The following is a 17,611-nucleotide window of genomic DNA, read 5'->3' as shown; positions in this document are numbered from 1 at the left end:
AAAAATCTCGACAGTTGGAAGGTCCGCCCAACGAGCGTCAAGTATTGCGTAGATATATCAACATCTTCCGAGAAACCAGGATCTGCGCTTCGATACAGCTCCATGCTGCACCTTCGCTGCAGCAAAGCTGCACAACGAAAAGGGCGCCCGAAGGCGCCCTCAAATTTCATACTGCACTGCAATCAGGTGTTCATAGAGTCGAAGAACTCCGAATTGCTCTTGGTCGAGCGCAGCTTGTCGAGCAGGAAGTCGATCGCGTCCATCGTGCCCATCGGGTTGAGGATGCGGCGGAGCACGTACATCTTCTTGAGCACCTGCGGATCGGTGATGAGCTCTTCCTTGCGGGTGCCGGAGCGCGAGATGTCGATCGCCGGGAAGGTGCGCTTGTCCGAGACCTTGCGGTCCAGGATCAGCTCCGAGTTACCGGTGCCCTTGAACTCTTCGAAGATGACTTCGTCCATGCGGCTGCCGGTATCGACCAGCGCGGTCGCGATGATGGTCAGCGAGCCGCCCTCCTCGATGTTGCGGGCGGCACCGAAGAAGCGCTTCGGGCGCTGCAGCGCGTTGGCGTCGACACCGCCGGTCAGCACCTTGCCGGATGACGGCACCACGGTGTTGTAGGCGCGACCGAGCCGCGTGATCGAATCGAGCAGGATCACGACGTCGCGGCCATGCTCGACCAGACGTTTTGCTTTTTCGATCACCATCTCGGCGACCTGGACGTGACGCACCGCCGGTTCGTCGAAGGTCGATGACACGACCTCGCCCTTCACCGAGCGCTGCATGTCCGTGACTTCTTCCGGACGCTCGTCGATCAACAGCACGATCAGATAGCATTCGGGATGATTGTGCGTGATCGAGTGCGCGATGTTCTGCATCAGCACGGTTTTACCCGTGCGCGGCGGCGCGACGATCAAGGCGCGCTGGCCCTTGCCGATCGGCGCGACGATGTCGATCACGCGTGCAGACAAGTCTTTCCGCGTCGGATCGTCGATCTCCATGCGGAAACGCTGATTCGGAAACAGCGGCGTGAGGTTGTCGAAATTGACCTTGTGCTTGGCCTTTTCCGGGTCCTCGAAATTGAGCGTATTGACCTTCAGCAGCGCGAAATAGCGCTCGCCCTCTTTCGGGCTGCGGATGTGGCCTTCGATGGTATCGCCGGTGCGCAGGCCGAAACGGCGGATCTGCGACGGCGAAACGTAGATGTCGTCCGGGCCCGGCAGATAATTCGCATCGGGCGAGCGGAGGAAGCCGAAGCCGTCGGAGAGAACCTCGACGACGCCCTGGCCGACAATATCGGTCTCGGCGAGCGCGAGCTGCTTGAGGATGGCGAACAGCAGCTCCTGCTTGCGCATGGTGCTGGCATTCTCGACCCCATTCTCCTCCGCGAACGAGACGAGCTCGGCCGGCGTTTTGGACTTGAGGTCTTCGAGTTTAATTTCCCGCATTGGGGTGGTCCTGTGGGGTAACCTTGGGAGGGGTGCGAGGAGGCTCTGAAATGCGGACGTGAGAAGATAAGGTCCGCAGGTCTGGCAAGGTTAAGTGCCGATGAGGCTTCAAACCTGATGCGGTGTCCGGCCTCTGGAAAGCTCAGACACAACCACATCCGCCTGCGTTGGGTGGGATATCGATAATATAGAAAATCGCTCCCCGCTCCGCAAGCCGAAGCGCTGAGCTAATCGTCGCGCGTCTTGCCTAGAACGGCTTCACGATCACCATGATGATGATGAAAATCATCAAAACGGTCGGCACCTCATTGATAATTCTATAGAATTTCTGGGTCCGGGGGCGCCGGTCGGCAGCGAAATCCTTCAGCCAGCGGGAAAAAAAGCCGTGGACCGCCGACATCGCCAGGACCAGTGCCAGTTTTACGTGCAACCAGCCGAATGAGAACCAATGGCCGGACCAGGCAAGATAGAGGCCGGCGAGCCAGGTGACGGTCATGGCGGGGTTGATGATGGCCTTGAGCAGCCGGCGTTCCATGATCTTGAACGTCTCGGACTGCTTCGAGCCGATTTCGGCCTCGCTGTGATAGACGAACAGCCGCGGCAGATAGAGCATGCCCGCCATCCAGGCGATGACGGCAATCACGTGCAGCGCCTTGATCCAGAGATAGACGTCTTCAAACATTTTCTGCTTCCGGATTTCCGACCCAGCCGAGGGAACGCTGGGGATAGTAAGAACTCGTTAAGGTCTTGCCTGCACACATATCCGTCCGTAGCGCCTTCCTCAAATCTAGAATCTTAGATTCTTAAGGTTTGAGTCTATGTGACCGTGGATTGGACTCACACAATTCCGTCCGCGTGTTCACGCGCGCTTGTTCACATCCATCAACATATCCCTGATCGCTCTGGCGACTTGCGATAAGTCGGCCAGCTTCAAAGGCTTGCGCCTTTCTGTCGGCAGCTTATCAAGGGGGTTGTCCGCGCAATCCCGTTTCCCTGCAGCGAGGGCGCCGGACTTGTCCTGACGGGCAGCGGTGTGAAGAAAATTGGCACTTGTCCCGCCCCTGGTGTCGCGCAACCCTTTCCAAGGGGTTAAGCTCCACAGAAATCCACAAATCACCCCGCCTTCATCCAAAGAGTTTTCGTGCCAACCTCGAACAATTATTTCCATCTGCACCTCGTGTCCGACTCCACCGGCGAGACGCTGATCACCGTGGCGCGGGCGGTTGCGGCCCAATACGCCAACGTCACCCCGGTCGAGCACGTCTATCCGCTGGTGCGCAGCCAGAAGCAGCTCGACCGCGTGCTCGACGAAATCGAGGAAGCGCCGGGGATCGTGCTGTTCACGCTGCTGGAGAAGGATCTGGTCTCCAGGCTCGAGGACAAGTGCAAGGAGATCAACGTTCCGAGCCTGTCGATCATCGGTCCGGTGATGCAGCTGTTCGAAGCCTATCTCGGGGCTGCGACCACCGGCCGCGTCGGCGCCCAGCACGTCCTCAACGCGGAATATTTCAAGCGCATCGATGCGCTGAACTACACCATGATCCATGACGATGGTCAGCATGTCGAAGGCCTCGACGATGCCGACGTCGTCCTGGTCGGCGTGTCCCGCACTTCCAAGACGCCGACGTCGATTTATCTGGCCAATCGCGGCATCCGCACCGCCAACGTGCCACTGGTTCCCGGCATTCCGGTGCCTTCGCAACTGGAGACGCTGACGCGGCCGCTGGTCGTCAGCCTGCACGCGACGCCGGAACGCCTGATCCAGATCCGTCAGAATCGCCTGCTCTCGATGGGGACCGATTCCGGCAACGACACCTATACCGACAGGCAGTCGGTCACCGAGGAAGTTGCGTTTGCGCGCAAGCTCAGCGCCAAGCATGATTGGCCGCTGCTGGACGTCACGCGACGCTCGATTGAGGAAACCGCGGCGGCGATCATGAAGCTCTACAGCGATCGCCAGCGCAACCGGCCTTCCGGATAGCTTTCGCGATGGGTCTGTGGCTCGGCAAATCTCCGTTGATCCTGGCCTCGCAGAGCAGCGCGCGAAAAATGCTGCTGGCCAATGCCGGGCTGGAGTTCAAGGCTGTTACCGCCGATATCGACGAGCGCGGTATTCAAGCCGCTTCAGCGCTTTCAAATCCGCGCGAGATCGCTCTGCTGCTGGCGCGCGAAAAGGCCAAGGCGATCTCGGCCAATCATCCCGGAAGCTACGTGATCGGGGCCGATCAGACACTGGCTCTTGGCAACCGTCTTTTCAACAAGCCTGCAGGCCGTCCGCAGGCATTGGCGCAATTGCGCGATCTCGCCGGCAACAGCCATGAGCTGAATTCCGCCGTGGCCGTGGCACATGACGGCCAGATTGTTTTCGAAGACGTCGCGGTCGCCCGCATGACCATGCGCGAGATGACCGAGGACGAGCTTTCAGCCTATCTGGACGCTGCCGGTGACGCCGTCACCACCAGCGTCGGGGCCTATCAGCTTGAAAGCCTGGGCATCCATCTGTTCGAGCGGATCGAAGGCGATCATTTCACCATTCTCGGTCTGCCGCTGCTGCCGCTGCTTGCGTTCCTGCGAGGCGAGCGGCTAGTTGCGGTGTGAATGACAGACAGGGCTGAGCGCTGATGCGGATCCTGGGACTGACCGGCTCGATCGGGATGGGAAAATCCACCACCGCGAAACTGTTCGCGGAGGCCGGCGTGCCCGTCTACGATGCCGATGCAGCCGTGCATCAGCTCTATGAGGGGGAAGCGGCGCCCGCCATCGAGGCAGCTTTTCCCGGCACCACCGCGAACGGCAAGGTGGACCGGCCAAAACTGTCGGCGCGCGTCGTGCACGATCCGGCCGCAATCAAGCAGCTCGAGCAGATCGTCCATCCGATGCTCGGTGCGTCCCGGCAAAAGTTCTTCGCCGCGGCGGAAGCCGCCAAGGCGCCGGTCGTGGTGCTGGACATCCCGCTGCTGTTCGAGACCGGCGGCGAGAAGCGGGTCGACGCCGTGGTCGTGGTCTCGACCTCGCCGGAACTCCAGCGCGAGCGAGTGCTGGCCCGCGGCACGATGGACGAGGCCAAGCTCGACGCGATCATCGCCAAGCAGACGCCGGACGCGGAGAAGCGCAAGCGGGCCGATTTCGTGGTGGATACGTCACATGGACTTGACCCGGTGCGCGCGCAAATCGCCCACATCCTGGCCGAGGTCGTTAAGATGCCGCAGCGGCGGGCCTGATTCGCCGCCGCACACGGCTCTCAAGACGCTGCTCTCACGCCACTGATCTCAAGACATGCGCGAAATCGTTCTCGATACCGAAACCACCGGCCTCGATCCGCTTCGCGGCGATCGTTTGGTCGAAATCGGCTGCGTCGAGATCCTCAATCGCATGCCGACCGGGCAGACGTACCACGTCTATATCAATCCTGAACGGGACATGCCGGCGGAAGCCTTTGCGGTGCATGGGCTGTCGGCCGAATTTCTGTCGACCAAGCCGCTGTTCCACGAGGTCGTCGATGCGTTTCTGGAGTTCATCGGCGATGCGCCGCTGGTGATCCACAACGCCTCGTTCGACATCGGCTTCATCAATGCCGAGCTCGACAAGATCAAGCGCGCGGCGATCCCGCGCGAGCGGCTGGTCGATACGCTGCTTCTGGCGCGGCGCAAGCATCCCGGCGTGTCCAACCGGCTCGACGATCTTTGCTCGCGCTATGCGATCGACAATTCACACCGCACCAAGCACGGCGCGCTGCTGGATGCCGAGCTGCTGGCCGAGGTCTATGTCGATCTGGTCGGGGCGCGGCAGTCGCAGCTGCTCCTGGCGTCGGACGCTCAGGAGATTCGCGTCAATGCGGCGGGTGATGCGCCGCGGCGGCAACGGCTGGTGCCGCTCGCGCCGCGGGTTTCCGATGCCGAGCGCGAGGCCCACAAGGCCTTCATTGCAACGCTCGGCGACAAGGCGATCTGGAACGAGTTTTTGCCCGCTCCAGCTCCTCCGGCTGGTTAGGCCTGGCCGCTCGGCTGAGCGGCCATTTGCCGCTCCATGTTCTGGCGATAGAGACCGACGAAGTCGACCGGATCCAGCATCAGGGGCGGGAACCCGCCGTCGCGCACCGCGGTCGCGATGATCTCGCGGGCGAACGGGAACAGCAGGCGCGGGCACTCGATCATGACCAGCGGATGCAGATTCTCCTTCGGCACGTTGGCGATGCGGAACACGCCGGCATAGGCGAGCTCGAACGAGAACATGATCTTGCCCGCGGTCTCGGCCTTGCCTTCGACCGACAACGTCACCTCGAACTCCTGTTCGCTGAGATTGTTGGCGCTGACATTGATCTGGATGTTGATCTGGGGGGGCTGGCTCTGCTGCTGGAGCGAGCTGGGCGCGTTCGGATTTTCGAACGAAAGGTCCTTGGTATATTGCGCCAGCACGTTGAGCTGGGGAGCCTGGGCCGCCTCGGGAGGGGTGCCGTTACCGTTGGTCATGAGAGTCTCTCCTTACCCGATTTGGGCTGAATTTCGCGGCGGTTGGCTAACATAGGGCCGCCTCGTTCCACAAGGACGAACGGTCCCGGAGGCGGGATTCCGGCCGCGCCGCAACTGCCGCGTTCATCCTGCCTTTTCCGCAAATCTGCGCCTTAAATGATTGAAGATGCGCGATTTCCGGGCAGGATCGGGTTTCCCCTTAAGCATAAAACGCGCTACACTCGGTGCTGTGCCAAAAGGCGCCATTGGCCGGGCAAGATTTCGTGCCTACATCCCACGGACCTGACGCGGACCTAAAATGGTGATGTAGACTTGCCGTTCCCGTATGGAACGGTCTACTGGCCGGATTGATTTTCCCGGCGACGACCCCAAAGCAAAGACCCAAAGCAAAGACCAGAAAGCGAATCCGACGTGGACATCTACACCATCATCTTCCTGGCGCTGGCGGTCTTCATCTTTCTGCGGCTGCGCAGCGTGCTCGGGCAGCGCACCGGCAACGAGCGGCCGCCGTTCGATCGGACTGCCGCCCGCAATGCGCTCGGGGGTACCCAGGACAACAACGTCGTGACCATGCCGGGCAAGGTGATCGACCAGGCCCCGCTGGCGCCGACGGCCGAGCCGACCCCACCCTCCGATCGCTGGAAGGGCCTGACCGAGCCGGGCACCGCGCTGGCGCAGGGCCTCGATGCCATCGTCGAAAAGGATTCCACCTTCGACCCGCGGCATTTCATCTCGGGCGCCCGCGGTGCCTACGAGATGATCGTGCTGGCCTTTGCCAATGGCGACCGCCGCGCGCTGCGCGACCTGTTGTCGTCGGACGTCTATGACAGCTTCGAGGCCGCGATCAAGGAGCGCGAGAAGAACGAGCATAAGACCGAGACCCGCTTCGTCTCGATCGACAAGGCCGAGCTCGTCGGCGCCGAGCTGCGCGACCGTACCGCCCAGCTCACGATCCGCTTCGTCTCGCAGATGATCTCGGCCACCCGGGACAAGGCCGGCAACATCGTCGACGGCAGCGCCGACACGGTCGCCGACATCACCGACATCTGGACTTTCGCCCGCGACGTCACCTCTCGCGATCCGAACTGGAAGCTGGTTGGCACCGGAAGCGCGAATTAAGGTCTATCTGAAGACCGGCGCGACGGCGCTTTGCGCAGGTGTCGTCGTGCTGTCGTCGTTTTCGCTCGGCGCCGAGGCGGCGCGGCGCCACTATCGCAGCCATCACCATCATGCTCCAGCGTTGCCTGCCGCTCCGCCGCGGGCCTTGCCCTATCCGCAGCTCCCGCTGCCGTTCGAAATTCCCGGCGCGCAATATCTGCCGCTGGCCTGGGCGGACGTGAAGGGCTGGAGCGATGACAATCATCTCGCGGCGTACAAGACGTTCCGCGCCAGCTGCAAGACGATCAATGCACAAACCGGCGCGGCTGAACCGAAGGCGCTGGCAGGCTCGCTGAACGAACCTTGCCGCGCGGCGAAATCGCTTGAGCTCACCGACGACGCCAAGGCAAAGACCTTCTTCGAGGAGAACTTCGCACCGCTGCGGATCTCGCGCCTCGGCGAGCCCGACGGTTTCGTCACCGGCTATTACGAGCCGGTGCTGGAGGGATCGCGCACGCAGACCGACGTCTACAATGTTCCGGTCTACCGCCGTCCGTCGAATCTGTTCGTGCGCGGCTACAAGCAGGATTCGGTGAGCCTGCCCAACAAGGGCCCGGTCTATCGCAAGATCGGCCGCCGCAAGCTGGTGCCCTATTACGACCGCGGCGAGATCGAGGACGGCAAGATCGCCGGCCGCGGGCTCGAGATCGCCTGGCTGAAGGATCCGACCGATCTGCTGTTCGCGCAGATCCAGGGTTCGGCGCGGATCAAGTTCGACGACGGCAGCTCGGTTCGGCTCAATTACGACGCTTATAACGGTTATCCCTACACCGCCGTCGGGCGCATCCTGATCGAGCGCGGCATCATTCCGAAGGAAGAGATGTCGATGCAGAAGATCAGGGAGTGGATGACGCAAAACCCTGATGGCGCCAAGGAGCTGCGGCGCGCGAACCGCGCCTACATCTTCTTCCGCGAGGTCAATCTCTCCGACAAGGACGAGGCTGTGGGCGCACAAGGCATTCCGCTGACGGCGGGACGCTCGATCGCGGTCGACAAGGCGCTGCATGTCTACGGCACGCCGTTCTTCATCGAGGGCGAGCTGCCGATCGATTCCGAGCGCTCCAAGACACCGTTCCATCGGCTGATGATCGCGCAGGACACCGGCTCGGCCATCATCGGACCCGCGCGCGCCGATCTGTTTTTCGGCGCGGGCCAAGAGGCCGGCCGCGTCTCCGGCCGGCTGCGCCATCCCATGCATTTCGTGATGCTGGTGCCGAAGGGCCTCGATCCCTCGGCGCGGGCTGTGCGGCTGCCGGTGCCCGATCCGCGGCCCTCGGAGAAGATCGCAAAGCTGTTTCCACAGACCGATCCTGGGAAGGTGACGGCCAAGCCCGCTGCTGCCGCCGGTCCTGTGGAAGCCAAGACCGACACGGTCGCTATCGCGGGTCCAGTCCCGCTGCCCACGCCGCGTCCCGTGATCGAGCCCGCTTCCGAACCGCAGCGGCCGGCGAAGAAACGTCCCCATCGGCAGCAATGAAGCGATCGTCCCGTCCGCCCGTGCTGGAGCCTCGCCCCTCGCCGCGCCGCCGCGCGCTGAGCGAGGAGGAGCGCGCGCTGTGGGAGGTCGTTGCCAAGCAGGTCAAGCCGCTGCGGAAGCACCGCGCGGCGAAGGCGCATGCCGCTCCGCGCACAGAGCCTTTGCCCGCAGCCCTCGTCACGCGGCCTGCGTCATCGCCACGGCCGGTCGCTGCTGCACCGGCGCCGCGCGCCGCAAAACCGGCCGTCCCGCCTCTGGCGCCGCTCGGCAAGCGCGAGCGTACAAAACTGTCGCGCGGCCGCAGCGAGATCGAGGCGCGGCTCGATCTGCACGGCATGACCCAGAGCCGCGCGCATCGCGCCCTGACCGGCTTCCTGCACCGCGCTCATCACGACGGCATGACCTTCGTGCTCGTCATCACCGGCAAGGGCCGCAGCGGCGGCGAAAGCGGCGTTCTGCGCCGCCTGGTGCCGGAATGGCTGAGCCTGCCGGAATTCCGCGCCTTCGTCGTCGGCTTCGAGACCGCGCATATCGGCCATGGCGGCGAGGGCGCGCTGTATGTCCGGATCAGGCGGGCGAGGTTTTAGAACGGCCGGATGATGCCGACGCGTGGGATCAGCGTGAGGATCAGGCCGAAGATATTCGTCTTCTGATCCTCTGCCGGAATCAGCGGCGCCTCACGCGCGGCCGGCAGCATCTTCACCGCATGTAGGATCAGGAACATGCAGACCGCCCAGTTCGAGATCCAGCGCGAATAGTCGAACACCATCGCGAACATCACGAGATACGCGAGGCTGACGCCGATCAACGCCGCGAGCACCAGGCGGCGGTGCGTCTCGCTTGCGAGCGCGGCGATCAGCCTGGCAAAATAGCGCCACAGCGGCGTGTGCAGCCAGATCAGCAGCGCGAACACGGGCACGCCGAGGATGTTGTGCGGCAGGCGCCCCCAGGTATCGGAGACCTCCTTCGCCAGCGGCTGGTACCAGATGTAAGCGAATTGCAGCAGGTCGGTTCGCGACGGGTCGGCCATCCGCGTTTTCAGATACGCGACGAAATCCGCTTCGGGAATCGACATCGTTCCAAAAAATTGCGCCGCAAAGAACAGCACCGCGACGATGAGCAGGGCGACGATGCCGAAGGCGACGTTGCCGCGATTGAGCCCGCAAGCGAGATAGTGCCTGATCACGACGATGGTGACGATCGTCGGCACATACATCAGCAGGTGAATGTGGTGGATCAGCACGAGAACGATCGCGAACAGCGCAGCCGTCGCCACGAACAGCAGCGATCCCGCCGGCATCAGCAGCAGGACGATCGCCAGCGCACAACCATAGACGTCGAAATGGCCGAGCGTGTGCATGAAATTCTTCAGGAAGAACGGCGAGCCCGCGATGAAGACGAACAGCGGCAGCGTCTTCGCGGTGAAGCCAAAGCTCTTCTGAAACAGCCTTGCGTAGAGGGCCAGCGTCACCAGCCACGTCACCCCGCCGATCGCGAACACCGACCAGACCGGCACCTTGTCCGTGAACAGCGCGACGATGGCCCCGATCAGCGCGCGCTTGATGAAGCCGAAATGGTAGTCGACCACGAGATGGATGTAGGGGACGTAAGGCGGCAGCTGGATCTTGTGAACGAACACGCCGACGAGGATGGCGGCGTTGACCACAAGCAGAAGGCGCCAGGGATTTTTCTGAATTTGCGCGATCACGCCGCACCTGAGCTGGCGCGACCGACCTCCGCTGTCGTCCCGGGCAAGCGAAGCGCGACCCGGGACCCATAACCACAGGACGCTGTTTGAGGCAGGGCTGGAGCTACTATCTGTTTCAACAAGGACCGCTGGTGGTTATGGGTCCCTGCTTTCGCAGGGACGACAACCGATTGATAGCGTGACCGCCCAAAATTACAAAATAAACCGGCTCAGATCGGCGTTCTTGGCGAGATCACCCACGCGCTTCTGCACGAAATCCGCATCGACCTTGACGGTCTCGCCGCTGCGGTCGGGGGCGGTGAAGGAGATCTCGTCCAGCACCCGCTCCATCACGGTCTGCAGCCGCCGCGCGCCGATGTTCTCGACGGTGGAGTTGACGGCGACCGCGACGTCGGCGAGTGCGTCGATGGCGCCGTCGGTGATGTCGAGCGTCACGCCCTCGGTCTGCATCAAGGCGACATATTGCTTGATCAGCGAGGCCTCGGGCTCGGTCAGGATGCGGCGCATGTCGTCGCGGGTCAGCGCCTGCAATTCGACGCGGATCGGCAGGCGGCCCTGCAATTCCGGCAGCAGGTCCGACGGCTTTGCGACGTGGAAGGCGCCGGAGGCGATGAACAGGATGTGGTCGGTCTTGACCGCGCCGTGCTTGGTCGAGACCGTGGTGCCCTCGATCAAGGGCAACAGATCGCGCTGCACGCCCTCGCGCGAGACGTCGCCGGCGGCACGGCCTTCACGCGCGCAGATCTTGTCGATCTCGTCGAGGAACACGATGCCATTGTTCTCGACCGCATTGATCGCCTCCAGCGTCAGCTGATCGGTGTCCAGCAGCTTGTCGGATTCCTCGTTGACGAGGATCTCGTGCGAGCCCTCGACCGTCAGCCGCCGCGTCTTGCTGCGCCCGCCCAGCTTGCCGAAGATATCGCCGATCGAGATCGCCCCCATCTGCGCGCCCGGCATGCCCGGGATCTCGAACATCGGCATGCCGCTGCCGCCGCCTTGCGTCTCGATCTCGATTTCCTTGTCGTTGAGCTCGCCGGCACGCAGCTTCTTGCGGAAGGATTCACGCGTCGCGGAAGAGGCATTGGCGCCGACCAGCGCGTCGAGCACGCGCTCCTCGGCGGCGAGCTGCGCGCGGGCGTGCACGTCCTTGCGCTTCTTCTCGCGGACCTGGGCGATCGCGACCTCGACGAGATCGCGCACGATCTGCTCGACGTCGCGGCCGACATAGCCGACCTCGGTGAATTTGGTCGCTTCCACCTTCAGGAACGGCGCATTCGCCAGCTTGGCGAGCCGCCGCGCGATTTCCGTCTTGCCGACGCCGGTGGGGCCGATCATCAGGATGTTCTTCGGCAGCACCTCCTCGCGCAAGGAGCCTTCCAGCTGCTGCCGGCGCCAGCGGTTGCGCAGCGCGATCGAGACGGCGCGCTTGGCGTCGGCCTGGCCGACGATGAAGCGGTCGAGTTCGGAAACGATTTCGCGGGGAGAGAAGTCTGTCATGTCTGTCTAGCTAGGGCGGGAAGCGGTTAAGGACAAGTCGCTTTTTAGCTCAGATGATGGGCGGACCCGATTGCCATTGCTTCACGGCTTCGATCGGATGGATCAGCATCAGGATATTGAGCGTCAGATTGTCGCGAATGTGCAGCGCCAGCATGATCTCGAAGGCGAGCCCGAGCAGGACCGTCGCACTGACAGGCAGCGCGCGTGCAGCGAGGAACCCCAGCATCATGGCCAGATTGTCGGAGACCGAATTGACGATGCTGTCGCCGAAATAATCCAGCGAAATCGTGCCGGCGCGGTAGCGTTCGATGATGAAGGGCGAGTTCTCGACGATCTCCCAGGCGCCTTCGATCAGCATGGCGATGATGAGGCGGGCCGGCCAGGACAGAGACAGCAGGGGCAATCGCGCAAACAGCAGCCAGGTCAGGCCGTAGAACAGGAAGCCGTGGAGGACATGCGAGAAGCTGTACCAGTCGGCGATATGCTGGGAATTCTCCGAGCTGTTCACCACGCCGTGCCACAGCTTGACATAGCCGCAGGTGCAGATCGGCACCCGCCCCATCGCAAACAGGATCGCGGCCTGCAGCGCCAGCAGCAGCAGCGCGATGCCGGCCCAGGCGAGCGGCGGAAACGCCGTCTTGACGGTGGTGGTTGCGGCAAGCGTCATGGCTCTCGGATCATCAGGAGGGCGGGACCATCGGGCGTAACGATCTCGTGCTGCGGCACGAATCCAGCCTTCTCATAGGCACGAATTGCGCGCGGATTGGCGGGGCTGGGATCGATCACGATGCGCGGCACGCCGCCGGCAAAGAGTTGGTCGATGAAGGCGCGGATGAAAGCGGAGCCGTGGCCGCATCCGAGCATGTCGGCCTCGCCGATGAACTGATCGAGGCCGCGGGTCCCTACGGGCTGCGGACCGAAGCTGACATGCCAATCGCTCATCTGGTAGCACTGCAGATAGGCGAAAGACCGGCCGTCAAGGCTGACGATGAACTGCGCCAAGTCGGGATGCTCGAGGTCGCCGCCGACGAACTCGAGCGTCTCCGGATCATGCCACCATTCGGCAACGTGCGGCGCGTCCAGCCAGCGCCGGATCATCGGTAGATCGGCCGCGGTCATCGGGCGGAAGGTGTAGGCGGGCGCCATGGCCTATCCCGCTGCCAGGCTCTCGATCGTCAAATTCCGGTTGGTGTAGACGCAGATGTCGGCGGCGATGTCGAGGGAGCGGCGGACGATGGTCTCGGCGTCCTTGTCGGTGTCGAGCAGGGCCCGTGCCGCCGCCAGCGCGTAATTGCCGCCGGAGCCGATCGCCATCACGCCGGCCTCGGGTTCGAGCACGTCGCCGGTGCCTGTCAGCACCAGGGAGACGTCCTTGTCGGCCACGATCATCATGGCCTCCAGCCGCCGCAAATAACGGTCGGTGCGCCAGTCCTTGGCCAGCTCGACCGCGGCCCGGGTCAGCTGCCCCGGATATTGCTCGAGCTTGGCTTCCAGCCGCTCAAACAGGGTAAAGGCGTCGGCGGTGGCCCCGGCAAAGCCGCCGATCACGTCGCCCTTGCCCAGTTTTCGGACCTTCTTGGCGTTGGACTTGATCACGGTCTGGCCGATCGAGACCTGGCCGTCGCCGCCGACCACCACCTTGCCGCCCTTGCGGACGGTCAAGATCGTGGTGCCGTGCCAGCCTGGCGAGCTGTTCTGGGAATCCTGCATGAATGATCCTCGTTGTTCGGCCTGATTTAGGCGGTCGGGGGCGGGGGCACAACGGGCCGTTCCGGGCCGAATTTCGCTCACCATAGGTGGAAGTGCCGGCCTGCCAAGGCGATCCCGCGGTAGCGAAGGCGTCATTTGGCTGTTAAAAGACCGGCGTTTTCGGCCCCGAGCCAGGATGAGAGCTAGTTTCAATGCGCACCGCGACGATCAAGCGCAAGACCAAGGAAACCGACATCGAGGTTTCCGTGAACCTCGATGGCACCGGCGTGGCCAATATCGCGACCGGCATCGGCTTTTTCGACCATATGCTCGATCTCCTCGCCCGCCATTCCCGTATCGACCTCACGGTCAAGGCGGTGGGCGATTTGCACATTGATTACCACCATACCACCGAAGACACCGGCATCGCGCTCGGCCAGGCGGTCAAGCAGGCGCTCGGCAACATGGCGGGCATCACCCGCTATGCCGGCGTGCACATGCCGATGGACGAGACGCTGTCGCGCGTGGTCATCGACATCTCGGGCCGCCCGTTCCTGGTGTTCAAGGCCGACTTCCCCCGCGACAAGATCGGCGAGTTCGACACCGAGCTGGTGCGCGAGTGGTTCCAGGCCTTCGCCATGAACGCCGGCGTGACTCTCCACGTCGAGACCCTATATGGCGATAACAGCCACCATATCGCCGAGTCCTGCTTCAAGGGCCTGGCGCGGGCGCTGCGCACCGCGGTCGCGATCGATCCGAAAGCGGCGGGAGAAATCCCGTCCACCAAGGGCTCGCTCGGCGGCTGACCTCTTTCGGCTAGCGGCACGCGCCGCTTGCGGCATCACTGAATCCTTAAGAACGGGGCATTACCATGCCTGTCTACACAGTTCATGCTCCCTCCCCTGCCGGAGCCGATCTGCGCGCGACCGACAAGTTTGTGTTCGTGCGCGACGGATTCCATTTCTGGGCGATGATCCTCGGTCCGTTCTGGCTGCTGTGGAATCGGCTGTGGCTGGCGCTGATCGGCTGGGTGGTTTTCGTCGCGGCGTTCAATGCGGGACTGTCGAGCCTCGGCGTCGGACGCGGCTCGATCTTCTTCGCCGATCTCATCGTCGCGCTGCTGATGGGCTTCGAGGCCTCGAGCCTGCGTCGCTGGACGCTGTCGCGCGGCAAGTGGCGGCAGCTCGACGTGGTGGTTGGCGATGACGAGGACACCGCCGAGCGCCGCTTCTTCGAGCGCTGGAGCCAGAAGCAGCACGGCATCGTCAACGATCAATGGGCCGTCGATCGCGGCGGCCCGCCGCCGACCCGCAGCGTGCCGGGTCAGCAATTCTCGAATCCGCCGCCGCTTCCGGCCGGCGGCATCATCGGGTTGTTTCCAGAACCGGGAGGGTCAAGATGAGCGTCGCCATCATCGATTACGGTTCCGGCAATCTGCATTCCGCCGCCAAGGCGTTCGAGCGCGCCGCGCGCAGCCTCGAAAATCCGCAGAAGGTCTTCGTTACCAGTGATCCCGATCAGGCTTATGAGGCCGACCGTCTGGTGCTGCCGGGCGTCGGCGCCTTTGCCGATTGCCGGCGCGGGCTCGACGCCGTCAACGGCATGGTCGAGGCGATCACGGAGGCGGTGCGCGTCAAGGCGCGGCCGTTCTTCGGCATCTGCGTCGGCATGCAGCTGATGGCGACCCGTGGCAAGGAGCATGTCACGACCGATGGCCTGAACTGGATCGGCGGCGATGTCGAGAAGATCACGCCGCGCGACGAAAGCCTGAAGATCCCGCACATGGGCTGGAACACGCTCGACGTGCTGCAGGAGCATCCGGTGCTGAACAAGCTGCCGCTCGGTCCGAAGGGCCAGCACGCTTATTTCGTGCACTCCTACCACCTCAACGCCGCCAACGAGGCGGACGTGCTCGCGCGCGCCGATTATGGCGGGCCTGTCACCGCGATCGTCGGCAAGGACACCGCCATCGGCACCCAATTCCACCCCGAGAAGAGCCAGCGCTTTGGCCTCGCTCTGATCTTGAACTTTTTGCGATGGAAACCGTGATGCCTACCGCTCTTGTTACCTCCCCCCTTGTGGGGGAGGTCGAATGCGCAGCATTCGGGAGGGGGGTAGCGGCAACGGCGGTGCCCGTGGCTTACCCCTCTCCCCAACCCTCCCCCACAAGGGGGGAGGGAGCGCACCCTGTGCGCGGAAAAATTCTGGCTCAATCATGATTCTCTTTCCCGCGATCGATCTCAAGAACGGCCAATGCGTGCGCCTCGAGCAAGGCGACATGGCGCGTGCGACGGTGTTCAACCTCAATCCTGCCGCGCAGGCGCAGAGCTTTGCCGAGCAGGGCTTTGAGTATCTCCACGTCGTCGACCTCGACGGTGCCTTCGCCGGCAAGCCGGTGAATGCCGAGGCCGTCGAGGCGATGCTGAAGACGATCAAGATTCCGGCGCAGCTTGGCGGCGGCATTCGCGATCTCGCCACCGTCGAAGCCTGGCTCGACAAGGGCATCACCCGCGTCATCATCGGCACCGCCGCGGTGCGCGATCCGGAGCTGGTGAAGGCTGCCGCGAAGAAATTCCCCGGCCGTGTTGCGGTCGGGCTCGACGCCCGCGACGGCAAGGTCGCGGTCGAAGGCTGGGCCGAAACCTCGCAAGTGACCGTGCTGGAGATCGCAAAGCGCTTCGAGGATGCCGGCGTTGCCGCCATCATCTTCACCGACATCGCGCGTGACGGCCTGCTCAAGGGCCTTAACCTCGATGCGACCATTGCGCTGGCCGACGCCATCTCGATTCCCGTGATCGCCTCCGGTGGCCTCGCCTCGATCGAAGATGTGAAAGCCATGCTGACGCCGCGCGCCAGGAAGCTCGCCGGCGCGATTGCCGGCCGGGCGCTCTATGACGGCCGGCTCGATCCAGCTGCGGCCCTCACCTTGATCCGCGACGCGCGCAGGAGCTGACACATGTTCAAGGTGCGCGTGATCCCCTGCCTCGACGTCAAGGACGGCCGCGTCGTCAAGGGCGTCAACTTCGTCGATCTCAGAGATGCCGGCGACCCCGTCGAAGCCGCCATCGCCTATGACGCCGCCGGCGCTGACGAGCTCACTTTCCTCGACATCACCGCGACCCATGAGAATCGCGGCATCATGCTGGACGTGGTCCGGCGCACGGCGGAAGCCTGCTTCATGCCTGTGACCGTCGGCGGCGGCGTGCGTGAGGTCAACGACATCAAGACGCTGCTGCGCGCCGGTGCGGACAAGGTCTCGATCAACAGCGCCGCTGTATCCCGGCGCGAGTTCGTCAAGGAAGCGGCCGAAAAATTCGGCGAGCAGTGCGTGGTGGTTGCGATCGATGCCAAGCGCGTCAAGCGCCCCGGCGGGGACCGCTGGGAGATTTTCACCCATGGCGGGCGCAACTCGACCGGCATCGACGCGATCGAATATGCCCAGGAAGTGGTCTCGCTCGGTGCCGGTGAAATTCTGCTGACGTCGATGGACCGCGACGGCACGAGGCAGGGATTCGACATCCCGCTGACCCGGGCGATCGCCGACAGCGTTGCCGTCCCCGTGATCGCCTCGGGCGGCGTCGGCAATCTCGACCATCTCGTTGACGGTATCCGCGACGGCCACGCCACGGCCGTGCTGGCCGCCTCGATCTTCCATTTCGGGGAATTCACCATCCGCGAAGCCAAGGAGCACATGGCCCGGCGCGGACTGGCCATGCGCCTCGATGCATGACGACTCCCGTTCATAAAAGTGCTACATGAGGTAGCGGGGAATGGCCTCCGTGGCCAAGTGTGTTGCCAAGCGTGTTTCCGAGTAATTCCGATGCCGCGTTTCACGATCCACGATCTGGCCGAGACCATCGACGCCCGCGCGGCGGCGGGCGGCGAAGCGTCCTATACCCGCAAGCTCCTCGACAAGGGCGCCGAGCATTGCGCCAAGAAGTTCGGTGAGGAAGCAGTTGAAACCGTAATCGCAGCAGTCGAAAACGATCGCGCGCATCTGATCGCGGAGAGCGCCGACCTGCTCTATCACTTCCTTGTCTTGCTCAAGGCCCGCGGCGTAAAGCTGGAAGAGGTGGAAGCGGCGCTCGACAAGCGTACGAATATGTCAGGGTTGGAAGAGAAAGCGTCGCGTAAGGGCTAGTATAAGCCGCAACGGAAAGGTCGC

Annotated in this window: 22 protein-coding genes; 13 read left to right on the top strand and 9 right to left on the bottom strand. The window is 63.3% G+C overall.

Annotated elements, in window-relative coordinates:
- Window positions 1-182 precede the first annotated feature (182 nt).
- The 3 genes from rho to A3AS_RS0142785 all read right to left on the bottom strand — a co-directional run bounded on the left by rho (window position 183) and on the right by A3AS_RS0142785 (window position 2,616).
- Window positions 183-1,448: a transcription termination factor Rho gene (gene rho / locus A3AS_RS0142795; protein WP_008133567.1), complete on the bottom strand. Its 1,266-nt coding sequence runs from the start codon at window positions 1,446-1,448 to the stop codon at window positions 183-185.
- A 247-nt stretch (window positions 1,449-1,695) separates the two neighbouring features.
- Complete coding sequence (gene hemJ / locus A3AS_RS0142790; RefSeq protein ID WP_018323542.1) at window positions 1,696-2,130, bottom strand: protoporphyrinogen oxidase HemJ; 435 nt, start codon at window positions 2,128-2,130, stop codon at window positions 1,696-1,698.
- 177 nt (window positions 2,131-2,307) lie between these two features.
- Entirely contained in the window at window positions 2,308-2,616 is a 309-nt protein-coding gene (locus A3AS_RS0142785; RefSeq protein WP_245283417.1) for a hypothetical protein, read from the bottom strand.
- On the opposite strand from A3AS_RS0142785, the gene A3AS_RS0142780 reads away from it, so the two are divergent.
- From A3AS_RS0142780 to dnaQ, 4 genes are read left to right on the top strand one after another with little or no spacing between them, the layout of a single operon-like run.
- Window positions 2,590-3,429: a pyruvate, water dikinase regulatory protein gene (locus A3AS_RS0142780; protein WP_018323540.1), complete on the top strand. Its 840-nt coding sequence runs from the start codon at window positions 2,590-2,592 to the stop codon at window positions 3,427-3,429. The genes A3AS_RS0142785 and A3AS_RS0142780 overlap by 27 nt on opposite strands.
- An 8-nt stretch (window positions 3,430-3,437) precedes the next feature.
- Complete coding sequence (locus A3AS_RS0142775) at window positions 3,438-4,046, top strand: nucleoside triphosphate pyrophosphatase (RefSeq protein WP_018323539.1); 609 nt, start codon at window positions 3,438-3,440, stop codon at window positions 4,044-4,046.
- Between the two features lie 23 nt (window positions 4,047-4,069).
- Window positions 4,070-4,669, top strand: a complete 600-nt coding sequence (gene coaE / locus A3AS_RS0142770) for a dephospho-CoA kinase (RefSeq protein ID WP_018323538.1) — start codon at window positions 4,070-4,072, stop codon at window positions 4,667-4,669.
- Window positions 4,670-4,724: 55 nt separating this feature from the next.
- A complete protein-coding gene (dnaQ, locus tag A3AS_RS0142765; RefSeq protein ID WP_018323537.1) occupies window positions 4,725-5,438 on the top strand; it encodes a DNA polymerase III subunit epsilon in 714 nt (237 codons plus the stop codon).
- On the opposite strand, the gene secB is transcribed toward dnaQ, so the two are convergent.
- Window positions 5,435-5,917: a protein-export chaperone SecB gene (gene secB / locus A3AS_RS0142760; RefSeq protein WP_018323536.1), complete on the bottom strand. Its 483-nt coding sequence runs from the start codon at window positions 5,915-5,917 to the stop codon at window positions 5,435-5,437. The two genes, dnaQ and secB, sit on opposite strands and share 4 nt — an antisense overlap.
- A 411-nt stretch (window positions 5,918-6,328) precedes the next feature.
- Here secB and A3AS_RS0142755 point away from each other — a divergent pair, with 411 nt between their 5' ends.
- Genes A3AS_RS0142755 through A3AS_RS0142745 form a run of 3 tightly spaced genes read left to right on the top strand, consistent with a single transcriptional unit; the run spans window position 6,329 to window position 9,139 of the window.
- The gene (locus tag A3AS_RS0142755; protein WP_018323535.1) at window positions 6,329-7,036 is read left to right on the top strand and encodes a Tim44/TimA family putative adaptor protein; all 708 of its coding nucleotides are present in this window, start codon (window positions 6,329-6,331) and stop codon (window positions 7,034-7,036) included.
- Window positions 7,014-8,552 (top strand): murein transglycosylase A, encoded by a 1,539-nt coding sequence (locus tag A3AS_RS0142750; protein ID WP_018323534.1) that lies wholly within the window; start codon window positions 7,014-7,016, stop codon window positions 8,550-8,552. The genes A3AS_RS0142755 and A3AS_RS0142750 overlap by 23 nt, the downstream gene beginning before the upstream one ends.
- Window positions 8,549-9,139 (top strand): Smr/MutS family protein, encoded by a 591-nt coding sequence (locus tag A3AS_RS0142745; protein ID WP_018323533.1) that lies wholly within the window; start codon window positions 8,549-8,551, stop codon window positions 9,137-9,139. The genes A3AS_RS0142750 and A3AS_RS0142745 overlap by 4 nt, the downstream gene beginning before the upstream one ends.
- Here A3AS_RS0142745 and A3AS_RS0142740 read toward each other — a convergent pair.
- From A3AS_RS0142740 to hslV, 5 genes are all read right to left on the bottom strand, one after another.
- Window positions 9,136-10,260, bottom strand: a complete 1,125-nt coding sequence (locus A3AS_RS0142740) for a hypothetical protein (RefSeq protein WP_018323532.1) — start codon at window positions 10,258-10,260, stop codon at window positions 9,136-9,138. The genes A3AS_RS0142745 and A3AS_RS0142740 overlap by 4 nt on opposite strands.
- Window positions 10,261-10,452: 192 nt before the next feature.
- A complete protein-coding gene (gene hslU / locus A3AS_RS0142735) occupies window positions 10,453-11,757 on the bottom strand; it encodes an ATP-dependent protease ATPase subunit HslU (RefSeq protein ID WP_018323531.1) in 1,305 nt (434 codons plus the stop codon).
- A gap of 49 nt (window positions 11,758-11,806) precedes the next feature.
- Entirely contained in the window at window positions 11,807-12,424 is a 618-nt protein-coding gene (locus A3AS_RS0142730; protein ID WP_018323530.1) for a DUF2585 domain-containing protein, read from the bottom strand.
- A complete protein-coding gene (locus A3AS_RS0142725) occupies window positions 12,421-12,903 on the bottom strand; it encodes a GNAT family N-acetyltransferase (protein WP_018323529.1) in 483 nt (160 codons plus the stop codon). The genes A3AS_RS0142730 and A3AS_RS0142725 overlap by 4 nt, the downstream gene beginning before the upstream one ends.
- A 3-nt stretch (window positions 12,904-12,906) precedes the next feature.
- A complete protein-coding gene (hslV, locus tag A3AS_RS0142720; RefSeq protein ID WP_018323528.1) occupies window positions 12,907-13,467 on the bottom strand; it encodes an ATP-dependent protease subunit HslV in 561 nt (186 codons plus the stop codon).
- Between the two features lie 191 nt (window positions 13,468-13,658).
- On the opposite strand from hslV, the gene hisB reads away from it, so the two are divergent.
- From hisB to A3AS_RS0142690, 6 genes are all read left to right on the top strand, one after another.
- Window positions 13,659-14,252, top strand: coding sequence for an imidazoleglycerol-phosphate dehydratase HisB (gene hisB / locus A3AS_RS0142715; protein ID WP_018323527.1), 594 nt, complete (start codon window positions 13,659-13,661; stop codon window positions 14,250-14,252).
- A 65-nt stretch (window positions 14,253-14,317) separates the two neighbouring features.
- Window positions 14,318-14,848, top strand: a complete 531-nt coding sequence (locus A3AS_RS0142710) for a DUF2628 domain-containing protein (RefSeq protein WP_018323526.1) — start codon at window positions 14,318-14,320, stop codon at window positions 14,846-14,848.
- The gene (hisH, locus tag A3AS_RS0142705) at window positions 14,845-15,495 is read left to right on the top strand and encodes an imidazole glycerol phosphate synthase subunit HisH (protein ID WP_018323525.1); all 651 of its coding nucleotides are present in this window, start codon (window positions 14,845-14,847) and stop codon (window positions 15,493-15,495) included. Before A3AS_RS0142710 ends, hisH begins: the two co-directional genes overlap by 4 nt.
- 166 nt (window positions 15,496-15,661) lie before the next feature.
- A complete protein-coding gene (gene hisA, locus A3AS_RS0142700; RefSeq protein ID WP_018323524.1) occupies window positions 15,662-16,399 on the top strand; it encodes a 1-(5-phosphoribosyl)-5-[(5-phosphoribosylamino)methylideneamino]imidazole-4-carboxamide isomerase in 738 nt (245 codons plus the stop codon).
- A gap of 3 nt (window positions 16,400-16,402) precedes the next feature.
- Window positions 16,403-17,176 carry an imidazole glycerol phosphate synthase subunit HisF gene (hisF, locus tag A3AS_RS0142695; RefSeq protein ID WP_018323523.1) on the top strand — a complete coding sequence of 258 codons (774 nt, stop codon included), beginning with the start codon at window positions 16,403-16,405 and terminating at the stop codon, window positions 17,174-17,176.
- Window positions 17,177-17,266: 90 nt separating this feature from the next.
- Window positions 17,267-17,587, top strand: a complete 321-nt coding sequence (locus A3AS_RS0142690; protein WP_018323522.1) for a phosphoribosyl-ATP diphosphatase — start codon at window positions 17,267-17,269, stop codon at window positions 17,585-17,587.
- The last annotated feature ends 24 nt before the right edge of the window (window positions 17,588-17,611 follow it).

The organism is Bradyrhizobium sp. WSM2793, assembly GCF_000379585.1.
GTDB lineage: Bacteria > Pseudomonadota > Alphaproteobacteria > Rhizobiales > Xanthobacteraceae > Bradyrhizobium.
Note: the sequence above shows the minus strand (reverse complement) of the source record. Positions and strands in the feature narration are given on the sequence as shown.